Origin of the sequence: Campylobacter sp. CNRCH_2013_0671h, assembly GCF_025773055.1 — a bacterium.
In the GTDB taxonomy this organism is placed as follows: Bacteria; Campylobacterota; Campylobacteria; order Campylobacterales; family Campylobacteraceae; genus Campylobacter_D; species Campylobacter_D lari_D.
Window position 1 is genome coordinate 16029 of the sequence record NZ_JAKMTG010000013.1, and the last position, 12381, is coordinate 28409.

General features: G+C 27.9%; 15 protein-coding genes. 13 read left to right on the forward strand and 2 right to left on the reverse strand.

Features of this window, described 5'->3' with window-relative positions; all coding sequences use genetic code 11:
* Positions 1-144: 144 nt before the first annotated feature.
* The 13 genes from L8X97_RS07615 to L8X97_RS07675 all read left to right on the forward strand — a co-directional run bounded on the left by L8X97_RS07615 (position 145) and on the right by L8X97_RS07675 (position 10223).
* Positions 145-813 carry a virB8 family protein gene (locus tag L8X97_RS07615; protein ID WP_263663000.1) on the forward strand — a complete coding sequence of 223 codons (669 nt, stop codon included), beginning with the start codon at positions 145-147 and terminating at the stop codon, positions 811-813.
* Positions 810-1745 (forward strand): P-type conjugative transfer protein VirB9, encoded by a 936-nt coding sequence (gene virB9 / locus L8X97_RS07620; protein WP_012662266.1) that lies wholly within the window; start codon positions 810-812, stop codon positions 1743-1745. The genes L8X97_RS07615 and virB9 overlap by 4 nt, the downstream gene beginning before the upstream one ends.
* Positions 1742-2914, forward strand: coding sequence for a type IV secretion system protein VirB10 (virB10, locus tag L8X97_RS07625; RefSeq protein ID WP_263663001.1), 1173 nt, complete (start codon positions 1742-1744; stop codon positions 2912-2914). Before virB9 ends, virB10 begins: the two co-directional genes overlap by 4 nt.
* Positions 2914-3915 (forward strand): P-type DNA transfer ATPase VirB11, encoded by a 1002-nt coding sequence (gene virB11 / locus L8X97_RS07630; protein WP_263663002.1) that lies wholly within the window; start codon positions 2914-2916, stop codon positions 3913-3915. Before virB10 ends, virB11 begins: the two co-directional genes overlap by 1 nt.
* Positions 3905-4480 carry a hypothetical protein gene (locus L8X97_RS07635; RefSeq protein ID WP_257395666.1) on the forward strand — a complete coding sequence of 192 codons (576 nt, stop codon included), beginning with the start codon at positions 3905-3907 and terminating at the stop codon, positions 4478-4480. The genes virB11 and L8X97_RS07635 overlap by 11 nt, the downstream gene beginning before the upstream one ends.
* Positions 4470-6266: a type IV secretory system conjugative DNA transfer family protein gene (locus tag L8X97_RS07640; protein WP_173777042.1), complete on the forward strand. Its 1797-nt coding sequence runs from the start codon at positions 4470-4472 to the stop codon at positions 6264-6266. Before L8X97_RS07635 ends, L8X97_RS07640 begins: the two co-directional genes overlap by 11 nt.
* On the forward strand, positions 6250-6687 hold the full coding sequence (locus L8X97_RS07645; protein WP_240390140.1) for a cag pathogenicity island Cag12 family protein: 438 nt from the start codon (positions 6250-6252) through the stop codon (positions 6685-6687). Before L8X97_RS07640 ends, L8X97_RS07645 begins: the two co-directional genes overlap by 17 nt.
* Positions 6680-6811, forward strand: coding sequence for a hypothetical protein (locus tag L8X97_RS07650; protein ID WP_256378939.1), 132 nt, complete (start codon positions 6680-6682; stop codon positions 6809-6811). Before L8X97_RS07645 ends, L8X97_RS07650 begins: the two co-directional genes overlap by 8 nt.
* Entirely contained in the window at positions 6808-7485 is a 678-nt protein-coding gene (locus L8X97_RS07655; protein ID WP_263663005.1) for a TrbM/KikA/MpfK family conjugal transfer protein, read from the forward strand. The genes L8X97_RS07650 and L8X97_RS07655 overlap by 4 nt, the downstream gene beginning before the upstream one ends.
* On the forward strand, positions 7478-8347 hold the full coding sequence (locus L8X97_RS07660; RefSeq protein WP_257928958.1) for a hypothetical protein: 870 nt from the start codon (positions 7478-7480) through the stop codon (positions 8345-8347). Before L8X97_RS07655 ends, L8X97_RS07660 begins: the two co-directional genes overlap by 8 nt.
* Positions 8348-8430: 83 nt before the next feature.
* Positions 8431-9099, forward strand: coding sequence for a hypothetical protein (locus L8X97_RS07665; RefSeq protein WP_263659903.1), 669 nt, complete (start codon positions 8431-8433; stop codon positions 9097-9099).
* An 85-nt stretch (positions 9100-9184) separates the two neighbouring features.
* The gene (locus L8X97_RS07670; RefSeq protein ID WP_263663006.1) at positions 9185-9826 is read left to right on the forward strand and encodes a DUF5710 domain-containing protein; all 642 of its coding nucleotides are present in this window, start codon (positions 9185-9187) and stop codon (positions 9824-9826) included.
* Between the two features lie 88 nt (positions 9827-9914).
* Positions 9915-10223, forward strand: a complete 309-nt coding sequence (locus L8X97_RS07675) for an EexN family lipoprotein (RefSeq protein WP_263663007.1) — start codon at positions 9915-9917, stop codon at positions 10221-10223.
* Positions 10224-10269: 46 nt separating this feature from the next.
* Here L8X97_RS07675 and L8X97_RS07680 read toward each other — a convergent pair whose 3' ends face one another.
* Entirely contained in the window at positions 10270-10869 is a 600-nt protein-coding gene (locus L8X97_RS07680; RefSeq protein ID WP_263663008.1) for an SLATT domain-containing protein, read from the reverse strand.
* Positions 10866-12161 carry an SMODS domain-containing nucleotidyltransferase gene (locus L8X97_RS07685; RefSeq protein WP_263663010.1) on the reverse strand — a complete coding sequence of 432 codons (1296 nt, stop codon included), beginning with the start codon at positions 12159-12161 and terminating at the stop codon, positions 10866-10868. The genes L8X97_RS07680 and L8X97_RS07685 overlap by 4 nt, the downstream gene beginning before the upstream one ends.
* Positions 12162-12381: the final 220 nt, after the last annotated feature.

Consider the following 12381-nt stretch of genomic DNA (forward strand, 5'->3'; position numbering starts at 1 on the left):
AAAGCAAAGCATAACTAATATAATTACTAGGATAATTTTAGTCATTCGACTCACCTCCCTTCTGGGCGGTAAATTGAATGTCAAAGGTGGCACCCTTTGGCATTCCACCCTTTTTAATTATACTAACTTCTTTTAAACATAAAATTGAAAAACCAAAATGAAATTAATTCTAATGCTTTGAATTTTGAAGCAAGTGTAAGATATTTGATTGAAAAATCAAATCAAAGAGCTTGGTTAGTTGCATTTATAAGTATGGCAATATCAATTATTGCTGTAATTGCTGTAATTTTCTTAACACCATTAAAAACTACCGAACCTTATGTGATTAGAGTGGATAATACTACTGGTATGGTGGATATTATTACTAGCTTACAAGAAGAGCAAATTAGCTCTATTGAAGCTTTAGACAAATACTTTATCTCTCAATATATAAAAGCTAGAGAAGGTTATTATTATAAGTTTTTAAATCAAGATTATGTTCTTACTCAATTAATGAGTGATGAAAATGTTGCAAATGAGTATAGAGCTATCTATGCTGGTAATAATGCTTTAGATCAAATTTATAAAGATAATGTTGAAGTAAGCGTTAAGATTTTAAGTATTGTTCTTGGAAATAGCAATGGAGTAAAAACCTCTACTATAAGAGCATTAATTACCAAAAAAGATTCTGCAACAAAAAGCACACAACAATCAACCAAAGTTATAACCTTAGCATATGATTTTTTACTAGCAAAAACAAGTGAAGAAAATAGAATTTTAAACCCTCTTGGCTTTAAGGTTACTCACTATAGAGTTGATGAGGAAATAAGATGATAAAAAATATTAGCCTAGCCCTTTCTTTTTCATTTTTGGCTTTACCTGTTTTTGCATTAAATGAACCGCAAAAATCAGAATACGATCAACGCGTAGCACATGCTGAGTATAACTCTAAAGATGTTTTTAAAATGGTAGCTAGAAATGGTTTTGTAAGTATGATTGAATTTAGCGATGAAGAAGTCATTATAAATACCGCTACAGGATTTTCTGAAGGTTGGGATTTAATAGAGAAAAAAAATCTTTTATTTATTAAACCAAAAGCTTATAAAACTAGACTTTTTGTAGAAAATGATCCTTATAATCAAGGTCAGCAAAAAGAGATGATTGTTGATCCAAATCCAAAAGACTGGAAAACAAATTTAATTGTTACCACTAATTTAAAAACTTATATTTTTGATTTATTGCTAACTAATGATAGCAAGCAAGCAACTTATAAATTGTCTTTTAGTCACGCTGATAAAATCTTAAAGCAAGAGAATAAAATAAAAAAAGAGCTAGAAAAGAAAATTGTAAGAGAAGAACTTGATAAAAATATAGTTCCTAGAAACTGGGATTTTTTAATGAAAGCGAATAAGGGAAGTGAAGATATAGCACCAAATTATGCTTATGATGATGGTGTTTTTACTTACTTAGGTTTTGATAACACAAAAACATTTCCGAGTGTATTTTTATATGAAAACGGCAAAGAAATGATCTTAAATACTCACATTAAAAAAGATGGAAAATATGATGTTTTAGTAGTTCAAAAAATTGCAAAACAAATTCTACTAAGAAGTGGAGATAAGGTTGTTGGAATTTTTAATAATGGCTATGGAAAAAATCCTTTAGATAAAACTAGAGAAACCTCTAATGAAAATATACAAAGAGTGATAAACGATCCAAGTAAAACACTTTTACTAGAACAATCTTTATTAGGAAATGAGCAATGAGTAATCAAGAAAAACAAGAATTAAAAGATATGGATTTACAAAGTGAGTTGCAAGCACAAAGCGTTAATGTTAAAAAAATTCAAATCTATGTATTCTTTATTGCTTGTGTATTTATATTATTGATTTTTGCATATATCTTTGCAAAATCTTTTATTGGTAGTAGTGGTGATACTGCAAATACACAAGCAAAAGAAGTTAATAAAGACATTGCTAGTAGCGTGAAATTAAAAGATTTTATTTTACCTCAAGAAGAAGAACCTGTTAAAGAAGAAACAAAGAGTTTTGAAGAGTTATTGAAAGAAAGAGAACAGGAAAAACCCGTTGAAGTAACTCCAAAAGAAAATCCTTTCGAGCTTATCTCAAAACCTTTACAACCAAGAATAGTAAAAGGTGCAGGGTTAGTTGTGGTAAGTAGTAGTGATGGTGGGGCTTTTAATGCACAAGAAAACAATACACAAGAAAGCTCAAATAATATTTTTAATTCTAAACCTATGCAAGGAGACAATGCTTTATTATCTAATGGATCAAATGATTTTATCGGCGATGTTTTTACCCCAACTAGTGCTAGTGTTAGTCAGTTTGATCCAAATTTATTATTATCCAAAGGAACTTATATAGGTTGTTCTTTAAAAACTCGTTTAGTTAGCACTATTAAAGGGGGTATTGCTTGTATTGTTTCAAATGATGTTTATTCTTCAAATGGCAATGTTCTTTTAATTGAAAAAGGAAGCACCATTACAGGAAGTTTTAGTTCAGGACAATTAAATGATGGTATGGATAGGCTTTTTGTTATTTGGCAAGAAATAAGAACGCCTAATAATATTATTATACCAGTTTATTCAGGTGCAACTGATGAGCTTGGAGCAAGTGGAATACAAGGATGGGTAGATCATCATTATATGAAACGCTTTGGTTCAGCTATTTTATTATCAATAATTGATGATTCTTTAAATATTTTAGCTAATCAAGTTATTAATAAAAAAGAAAATAGTGTTGATTATACGGAAAATTCAAGAGAAACTTCTCGTGAAATAGCTAATACTGCTTTAGAAAAAATGATTAATATCCAACCAACTCTTTACAAAAATCACGGTGATTTAGTAGGTGTATATGTTAATAAAGATATTGATTTTTCTAAGGTTTATCAATTAAAAAGAAAGGGCTTTTAATGAGTAATTCAAGAACCCTAGAAAAATTAGCTAATGATTTTTTTGGAGAGCATTTGGCTAATTCCAGCGTAACTGAAATATGCTACAACGGCAAAAAAAATATTTTCATACAAACTAATGATGGAAAATGGCAAGAAGAAACAAGTAAATTAGATTATGAAGCTTCTAAATCGTTTGCTACTTCTTTAGCTTCTTTTAAAGAAGATAAGATAGATGAATCACGCCCTATCCTTTCTTGTATATTACATGGAGGTGAAAGGGTTCAGGTAGTAATTCCGCCAGCGACTAAAAAAGAGCATATTTCAATTACAATTAGAAAACCAAGTGAGAAAAGATTTTTAATACAAGATCATGTTAAAAGTGGTCTTTTTGAAGAAATAAAAACTGATCATTTTATAACAAATCCTTTGGATGAGGAGTTGAAAAAGCTTTATGAGGCTAAAAATTTTAAAGATTTTATTTGTAAAGCAGTAGAGTATGAAAAAAATATCATTATAGCAGGAGGTACAGGAAGCGGTAAAACAACTTTTATGAAAACTTTAATTGATTTTATTCCCAAAGAACAAAGAATTATAACTATAGAAGATGTTGAAGAAATAAAATTTTATGAGCATAAAAATTTTGTACAACTTTTTTATCCTAGCGAAGCTAAAAATGAAGATTTTTTAAATTCTGCAACTCTTTTAAAATCGTGTCTTAGAATGAAGCCTGATAGAATCTTATTGGCAGAGCTTAGAGGTGCTGAAACTTATGATTTTATCAATGTTCTTTCTAGTGGGCATGGTGGTAGCATTACAAGTTGCCATGCAGGAAGCACTTCTGAAACATTCGAGCGTTTGGCTTTGATGACTTTACAAAATACTCAAGGTCAAAAAATACCTTTTGAAAAAATACAAGATATGCTTAAAAATCTTATTGATGTAGTTGTCCATATTAGAGCTCATAATGGAAAAAGACATATTAGTCAAATATATTTTAAAGAGATGAAGAATGGCAAATAAAGAAAAAAGAGGAATTTATAATGTGAGTTTTAACGATAAAAACTCAACTCCAATTAATACAGAATTAGAGATTATTGAAGAGGCAATCATTGATTATGTTGTCCATTATGTTAAGGGTTGGCATAACACAAAAAGAGACAAAGGAAGAGGTGCTGAACATATCAAATTACATTTAGCAAAAGAAAGCGAAGGAGAAATAAAGATTGAAGAGCTTTTAAATCTTGGTAACTCTATAAGAGAATATTTGAAAGTCTTTAAAGAACCATTTGATGATGGAAGAGGTGGAAAAGTATATGAATGGGAAAATAAAGAAGGCATTCGTTTTAGAGTTGCTACTGATAAGATCAAAGGGGAGGGTCTCATCCCGCCACTATCCCCCTCTGATGAAATTATTATAACTTTTTATTCTGATAGAAATCTTAATAAGAGAATGGAATTTAAAAATCCAAAAGTTAAAGCTTATTATGAAGAAAAATCTTTAAAACAAGAAAAAAATTCTAATTATTTTAAACAAAAATTAGAAAGCTTTTCTACAAAAATAAAAGGAATAGAAAATGAAAGATAAGATTGTAATGCTTGTTTTTATAAGTATTTTTTCACTATTAATAGCTTATTTTTTAAGTCCTTTTGTGATGTTTTATCTTAATGATGTAAGCTTAAAAAGAATTCTTGGATTTTACAATCTTAAATTCACTTTTGAGGCATTAATAAATGCTTACCCAAAAGCTTATATTTCTTTCTTTGGTATGTTTGGTTTTAGTGTTATTGTTTTAACGCTTTTAGCATTAATAGCTAAAAGCAAAAAAACTCAATTTGGTGAGGCAAGATTTGCAAATTTAGCAGAAATTAAAAAAATGAAATTATTTTCAGACAATGGAATAATCATTGGAAAATATAAGGGAAAATTTTTAAGATTTAAAGGGCCTCAGTTTGTGGCTTTGGGAGCTCCAACAAGAAGTGGTAAAGGGGTTGGTATTGTAATACCAAATTTAATGGACTGGAAAGAGAGTGCTGTTGTTCAGGATATAAAACAAGAATGTTTTGATTTTACAAGTAAATATAGAAAAGAAGTTTTGGGTCAAGATGTTTTTCTTTTTAATCCATTTTCAAAAAGAACTCATCGTTACAACCCTTTAACTTATATTGATATGAGTGATAGTGATAATTGTGATAGTCAGTTAATGGATTTAGCAAATATCATTTATCCAAAAGAAGGAGATTCTACAACTCAATTCTTTAATGGTCTTGCACAAAACCTATTTATAGGACTTTGTTATTTGTGGAAAGATTTAAATTTAAAAGAAGATGGGAAACTTTTTTTAGAAACATTTAACTTAAAAACAGAATTTAGTTTTTTTGGAATATTACAACTTTCAAAAGGTTTTACTTTTGAATATGAGGGTAAAAAAATAAATGGATTTGATAATACTTATAAGTACTTATCAAATTGTGATGATCTGCTTTCAGATATCACAAAAAGAAGGTTAGAAACTTATTTTAGTATTTCAAGTGATAATACAAAATCAGGAGTTATGTCTTCTTTTAACGAGCCTTTAACTCCTTTTGAAGCAGAGGTATTAAAACTTTCTACTCAAACTAGTGATTTTGATTTGAGAGATTTACGCAAAAAGAAAATGACTATTTATATAGGTATAACCCCTGATCAATTAACTAATGCAAAATTTATATTGAATATTTTTTGGTCGCAGTTAATTCTTTTGAATACAAAAGAACTTCCTGAACAAAATCCACAAATTAAATATACTTGTTTAATGCTTATGGATGAATTTACAGCACCTAGAAAAATTCCTATATATCTTTCAGCAGTAAGTTTTATGGCAGGTTATTTAATGCGTTCTTTGATGATTTATCAATCAAAATCTCAACTTAAAGCACCTGCCCCTGATGGATATGGGGATGATGGAGCAAAAACTCTTTTGACTAACCATGCTTGTCAAATTTTTTATACCCCAAGAGAGCAAGAAGATGCAGAGGAGATTAGTAGAATACTTGGTAATACTACATTTAAAACAAGATCAAGAAGTGTAGGGGCAAGTGGTGGATCTACAAGTTATAGTGAAGCAAGTAGGGCATTAATGCTTCCGCAAGAACTTCGAGAAATGTCTTTTGAAGATGAGCTTATTACTATAGATAATGGAAAGCCTATTTTATGCAAAAAAGCTTTTTATTATAACGATCCATATTTTATTGATAAGTTTAAACAAGTCTCTCCAACTTTGGCAAAAATTAAAGGCATACCTAAAGAACATATCTTAAAAGGAGCTTTTCAAAGAGGAGAGTGTCGCATACAAATACCAACAACAGGAGAAAATAATGAAAAAAACGCTTAGTTTGCTTTTATTGGCAAGTGTAATTTTTATAGGATGTGCAAGTTCTGCACCAAAACCTAAAAAGCTTGAAGGCGGTTCAAAGCTAACCTTGAATAATTCTTTATTGGAGGAAAAATATAGATTTGTTCCTAAAGATTCAAAGTTAAGCAATATGGACTGGATTTATCAAATAGAGCTTACAAAAAATAAAGAAGGCTTGCTCACTAATGAGCAAATAGTAAAAACTTTTCTTTTGGCTCATAATGCAAAAAGAATTATCTTAATAGGCGAAAAAAATATCATTCAAGAATATGAAGAGTATTTTAAAAAAAATGGTGTTGAAGCAGAAATGATCTTACAGCCTATAAGCATTATTAAGGGAGATAAAAATACCATCAATATGCTTTTTTTTCATGCAAAAGATGGAGGGATAAATGAGTAATTCTTTATTTGATAATAATGAGATTAAACCAACCGTGATTAAAACCATTAATCAAGATGAAATTGTAGAAAAGAAAATGATACAAGAAGCCAAAAAAATTAAAAAAAAGGAGAATAAAAAATGAAAATAAAATTGATATCAATAATTTTAGCTATGTTTATGTTCTCAAATTTAAAAGCTATAAAATTGGATTATTTAAGTGGAGATACTAGATATGCTTGTGAAGCTATGCTTTGTTTAGCTTCGCCTATTAAACCACCTGAATGTAGTGCAGCGATTGCAAGATATTTTGCAATCAAGTTTAAAAAGCCTTGGAAAACCATACAGGCAAGAAAAGATTTTTTAAATTTATGTCCTGTGAATAATAGTGATACTGAAATGCTTAAATATAAGAATGATATTTTAGCTCATTTAGATGGTGAATGTTCTTTGGAAGAACTTAATAAAAGAGTAGAAAAAAAACTTTTATGGGTAGAAAGAGTATGTGATGATGGTGCTTGTGAAGAAATAGAGCATTATGGATATAGAATAAATCCACAATTATCGCAATCTTGTTACCTATTGCAATCTAGTTCTTATACTGATTATCAAGGTTTTGAGTATATATGCTCTAAAAATTTTATAGAGGATGTCAGTTGGAAAAGAGGTTATGAATTAAAAGAAATTTCTGAACAAGAATATAACTTACTTCCTGATAATTTAAGAGAGAAACATCGCGAGAGAGTAGGTTTTAAGTGGAAATGGGTTTTTTATAAAAAGATTTTTATTAATAAAAAATGTTGGATAAAAAATGACTGAGGAAAATCAAAGCTTACTTGATGAGCAAATAGATCAAGAAGATATGAATAATTCTTTACTTGATGAAGTAAAAATTTGCAACTATCAAGAAATTATTGATGAGCAGATAAAAATCTTAGAAATCATTAATAATACTATCAATATAGGCTTAAATAATGTTCTTGATGAGAATACCAAAGAAGGAATTTTTAAAGATTTAGAGCAAAATTTTTATAAACTTAAAATGAATATTGATTCTCTAATTTCGTATTTTAAAAATCCCCCAAGTCAAGAAGAATTGGAAATAATCAATAAAACACTTTTGATTAAAACAGAACTTGATAGTTTGAACTCATCTTTTTCAAAATTAGAAATAGAAGAATTTAGTCAAAAAGCAATGGAACTAAAAACTGCACTTGATAATTCTTTAGTTAATTTTGATAATACATTTCTTGAATCGTTAAATAGTGCTTTAAAAGTAAGTAATGATGATTTAAAGGATTTTAGGTCAAAAATCGAAGCTAGATTAAGTGATAGCTTACAAACATATGATCAAACTTTAAAAGTGTTTTTAGAAAAAGAAAAAAATGCAATTTTAGATTTTTCTAAAATTTTTTCGAAGCTAACTAAAAATATCAAACAAACTATGATTGTTTCATTGATGTTTTTTGTTTTATTTGGATTTTCTTTCGGAGTTTTTTCTTTCATCGTATACTTAAAATACGAAGATTATAAAAAAATAACCCAAAACGCCCAAAAGTTAAGCTCTATCATTATAAAAGAAAATAAAGACAAAAGCTTAACTTTGAGCTTCCCAAAAAACAAAACCATTCTTAATAAAGATGAGAATGGCATTCATATCACACTACAAGGAGGTGAATGAACATGTAATTATATATATTTTTTTTAAATTCCCAAACCAAAAACCAAAAAACAAAACATAAAAATTTTTATTAAGGATAAAAAATGGCATTCGTAAGATTATCAAATGGAAATCATCCAAGACTTATGGTTGATGTAAATAACGCATTAAACTATAAAGACACTCAAACAGGTGAAATTAAGCAAAGACAAGTTGCTACTGCTTTAGTTGATGTGATAGAAGAGGCTGGAAAAGTTGTTGGAATGGATAAGGGAGCTGTAACAGCTTCTTTTAAAGTAAATAATGAATGGAAAAATTACTTTGTAAGAAGAGATAAAGAAAATTTCAACATTGTTTTATTACCAACAGATCCGCAAGAAAGAAGTAATAGAGATAACCATATCTTTATTAATAATAACTGGAATGAAGAAACTGACAGATTTTACTACACAATCAACGATAAAAGAGAAGCTGGAAAAGCTTTAGTTGAAGGAATTGGAATTAGCGAATTTCAAAACCAAGATGGTAGCAAAAGTTTTTATCTTGACACAAACATTAAGCTTACTAATAAAGAAATTAAAGAAGAGCTAGAAAAGATTAAACTTGAAAAAGGTGATGGCTATCTAGCTATTGTTAGAAGCACTGGTTTTGAGATAAAAAATGAAGCCGAAATGAAAGAGCAAAAAGCAAAACAACAAGATGGTTTTTCTAAAGAACAAACAATAGAGCAAGAAACTCAAGCTCCAAGCAAAGAAAAAGATATCGAACGATAAATTTTAACAAAATATTCTAAAATTTATATTAATTATTTAATATATGTAATTAATTATTAAGTGTTTTGTTATCTAAGGACAATTTATGAATATAAAACTTAATATTCCTTATTCGGAAAAAGATAAATTGAAAGAATATGGAATAAAATGGAATCAAGAACATAAAACTTGGTATTTGCAAGATTATAAAAATTTAAACTATGTTTCAAGTTATTTAGAGAATAAAAATTTTACATTTTATGCAACTGAAACTTTAAATATTGTTCAGGGATTTATTAATTGCTGGAAATGTTCTAAAGTTATACCTGTATATGCTTTGGGAAGCTCTAAATTTATTTATAAAGAAAAAGGCGAATGGTTATTTCAGCCTAAATTTAAAATATTTAGAAATATAACTGCATATTCTGAAGATTTTTCTAATATTTTAAAACGTATGAATATAAAATCTCTCGAAAAATCATTTTCAAATACAGCTGGAAGTTCTTATTTGATGAATAAATGCCAATGTTGCCAATCAAAACAAGGAGAGTTTTTCTTGTTTGAAGAAATAGATTCTATTTTTAGTCCTAACACTGTTAAAGAAGCACAACAACTAAAGATTTACGATTTTCCTTTATTATTTGATTTGGGTTTTACTGGAGAAATTATCGAGATACTTACAAGCGAGTGTTCAGATATCAATGCTTTAATTTGGTTTAATGCTGAGCGTATTAAAATCGTTAAATAATTTTATATCTAATTAATATTTTTTAGATATAATTTCAATATCATTAAAATATAACGGACATATTTAAAAAATATATCAAGGATATGAAATGAAAAAAGTAGTTTTAGGGTTAGCTTCTCTTAGTCTTATTGTTTTTTTAGGTGCTTGTTCATCAGAGCCTAAGTCTATGGAATATTTTAAAGACTCCAAAAATGAAAAAGAATTAAAAGATACTTTAAAATATTGTAAAGATAATAGAGACTCTATACTAAAAGATAAAACTTCAAAAGAATATATAGAATGTGAAAATGCTTTTAAAGCAGATATAGGTAAATCAATGGGGAAAGAGCCTTTGGATTATGGCGAGCTTATGAAGCAAGCTGAAGAAAAAGCAAAAGCTAGTGGCTTATTTGACTAAATAGGAGTGAAAAATGAGTAGTGTTATTTTATTTGAAAATAAAGAATTAGGACAAGTAAGAACAATAAGAGATAAAAATAATGAAAATCAACAATAATATAACACCAACAAATACTACAAATGACAAAGGTATTTTATTTTTACAAAAAGTCAATTTTAGTTCATCCTCAAGCCATTTTATATGTGTTGCCCATTGCCAAAAGAATTTATAATGAGCATACCAATCACTAAATAATATTTGTTCAGAGATGGCAATTGAATAAAATTTATTTTCAATCTCTTTCATTTTAGATACATCTTTATCAAAATTCGCATCATTAGGTTTAGCCTTAACTGAATAATATAAACTTTTTAACTCATTGAAAAGTTTTGTAATTTCTGAACCTGATGTTTTATATATATTTTTTTTATCATAATATTTAGAAATATAAATACCTATTATTCCAAAAATAATCAAACTTGCAGATACTATTTTAATATTTAGCTCATCAATAAAAAGAGCTAAAATACCAATTGCTAAGGAACAAAAACTAAGCATATTAGGTATTTTATCAACTATATCAAATGTAGCAAAACTTTTTTTTGCACCAAATCCTATGTTATAGGCACTTTCTGCTATCTGTCTCAATAAATCTTCTTTAGTCATGAATATATTCCTTCACTGATTGGTACATGAATTCTATCTTTGGCAACTACTATATTATTTTGAACAATATAACACTCAACTATATGATCTCCACGAAAAATTGTTTTCTCGTTTTTTATCTTAGCTCCCTTAATAATCTGTCCTCTAATCATATTTCTTTTTTGTGCCTCATCGCCCCTATTCAAAACTTTCCAATAAATTTCAAAATCTCCTCTTGTATCATTACGAATTATTTGAAATTTCAACTCTTTATTTGGTAACAATTTGGCATTTTTAGCAAGAATACTCGAAAGTTTATCCGGTCTAAATCCTATTTGAGTTACTTCACAGTCGATTGATAAATCATATCTAATATCAACATCGTACTTATCTTCTATAAATTCTTCTGTATTTGTCCAAGCTGATATAGATTCGTTCATAGCTTCTGTAGTTAACTGAACAGCTGATGGAAAGCTTCTTCCAAATATCTTTTTCCACTTCTGATTAGCATTTTTGTTTTTTTGTGCTTCAATAGCCTCCAAAACTAACTTATGTGCTTTTTTTGCTTTTGTTTGAAATTTACTTTTAATATAAACTTTTTGATTGCTACCAGGTGCAAAAACATAGTTTGTATTTTGCAAGTCTGATAAATATTTAAAAAAATCTTTAATTAACTGATCATAGTGTGCAAAACTTTTGTCATTATAATATGTAGTTGAATTTAAAAAATTATAAGCTAAACTATCAATTAAAAGTCCACCCATTGCCACACCATGGTAGTTTTTCCAAGATCTAATCATTTTACATAAATTTCTTAAATTTTTATTTTTTTCATGTAAATCACATATAGCTTTTATTTCGAGTCGTGGATTAGTATTTTTCCAACTACCTCCATTGTTTGTATCTGGATATAAAAAACTTCCATCCTCACATTCAAAAGCCGGTAGCACTTCTATTTGATAATTAGTAAAAGATATGACTACAACTTGCCCATCTCTTCGCATATCTGTTTTTGGATATCTTGATTGAATAGTTTTTTTAACTTCTTGAAGTAATGCTGATTGTCTACCACATTTAAATCTTTTATATTCTTTCTGCGGTAAAATATAAATCATATCTAAATCAGAAATGCCTTTAATTGCAGTAAATCTACCATAGGAGCCTACTTGCAGACTATTTGATGTTCTAGATTCAGTATTTCTATATTTAATATTAAGTACTTTTGTAATTTCTTCATATCTGTTACTAATTTCTTCTTTATTATTTATCGCTAGATTTTGAAGAAACTCTTGAAAAGTACTTGATACATTCATACCATAACCTTAGCTTTATTCATATATATTTAGTATGCAATATTAACATATTTTACTCAATAAAAATAGCTTGTTATTAGATTTTTTAAATAAGTTTAGCAGTTTTAATTATATAAAATATATAATTGTATCATTAAAAAATTTTATTTTAATAGTACACCATATTAAATAAAAATTTTAATTGTTTTTTGACTTCATCAAGACCTTTATTTAAAAAAAT

Excerpts from the sequence above, each read along its gene's own strand:
- L8X97_RS07680 (WP_263663008.1), bottom strand. The coding sequence starts at position 10,869 with ATGACTAAAGAAGATTTATTGAGACAGATAGCAGAAAGTGCCTATAAC.
- L8X97_RS07685 (WP_263663010.1), bottom strand. The coding sequence starts at position 12,161 with ATGAATGTATCAAGTACTTTTCAAGAGTTTCTTCAAAATCTAGCGATA.
- L8X97_RS07675 (WP_263663007.1), top strand. The coding sequence starts at position 9,915 with ATGAAAAAAGTAGTTTTAGGGTTAGCTTCTCTTAGTCTTATTGTTTTT.
- virB9 (WP_012662266.1), top strand. The coding sequence starts at position 810 with ATGATAAAAAATATTAGCCTAGCCCTTTCTTTTTCATTTTTGGCTTTA.
- virB11 (WP_263663002.1), top strand. The coding sequence starts at position 2,914 with ATGAGTAATTCAAGAACCCTAGAAAAATTAGCTAATGATTTTTTTGGA.
- L8X97_RS07655 (WP_263663005.1), top strand. The coding sequence starts at position 6,808 with ATGAAAATAAAATTGATATCAATAATTTTAGCTATGTTTATGTTCTCA.
- L8X97_RS07650 (WP_256378939.1), top strand. The coding sequence starts at position 6,680 with ATGAGTAATTCTTTATTTGATAATAATGAGATTAAACCAACCGTGATT.
- L8X97_RS07665 (WP_263659903.1), top strand. The coding sequence starts at position 8,431 with ATGGCATTCGTAAGATTATCAAATGGAAATCATCCAAGACTTATGGTT.
- L8X97_RS07645 (WP_240390140.1), top strand. The coding sequence starts at position 6,250 with ATGAAAAAAACGCTTAGTTTGCTTTTATTGGCAAGTGTAATTTTTATA.
- virB10 (WP_263663001.1), top strand. The coding sequence starts at position 1,742 with ATGAGTAATCAAGAAAAACAAGAATTAAAAGATATGGATTTACAAAGT.
- L8X97_RS07660 (WP_257928958.1), top strand. The coding sequence starts at position 7,478 with ATGACTGAGGAAAATCAAAGCTTACTTGATGAGCAAATAGATCAAGAA.
- L8X97_RS07670 (WP_263663006.1), top strand. The coding sequence starts at position 9,185 with ATGAATATAAAACTTAATATTCCTTATTCGGAAAAAGATAAATTGAAA.
- L8X97_RS07640 (WP_173777042.1), top strand. The coding sequence starts at position 4,470 with ATGAAAGATAAGATTGTAATGCTTGTTTTTATAAGTATTTTTTCACTA.
- L8X97_RS07635 (WP_257395666.1), top strand. The coding sequence starts at position 3,905 with ATGGCAAATAAAGAAAAAAGAGGAATTTATAATGTGAGTTTTAACGAT.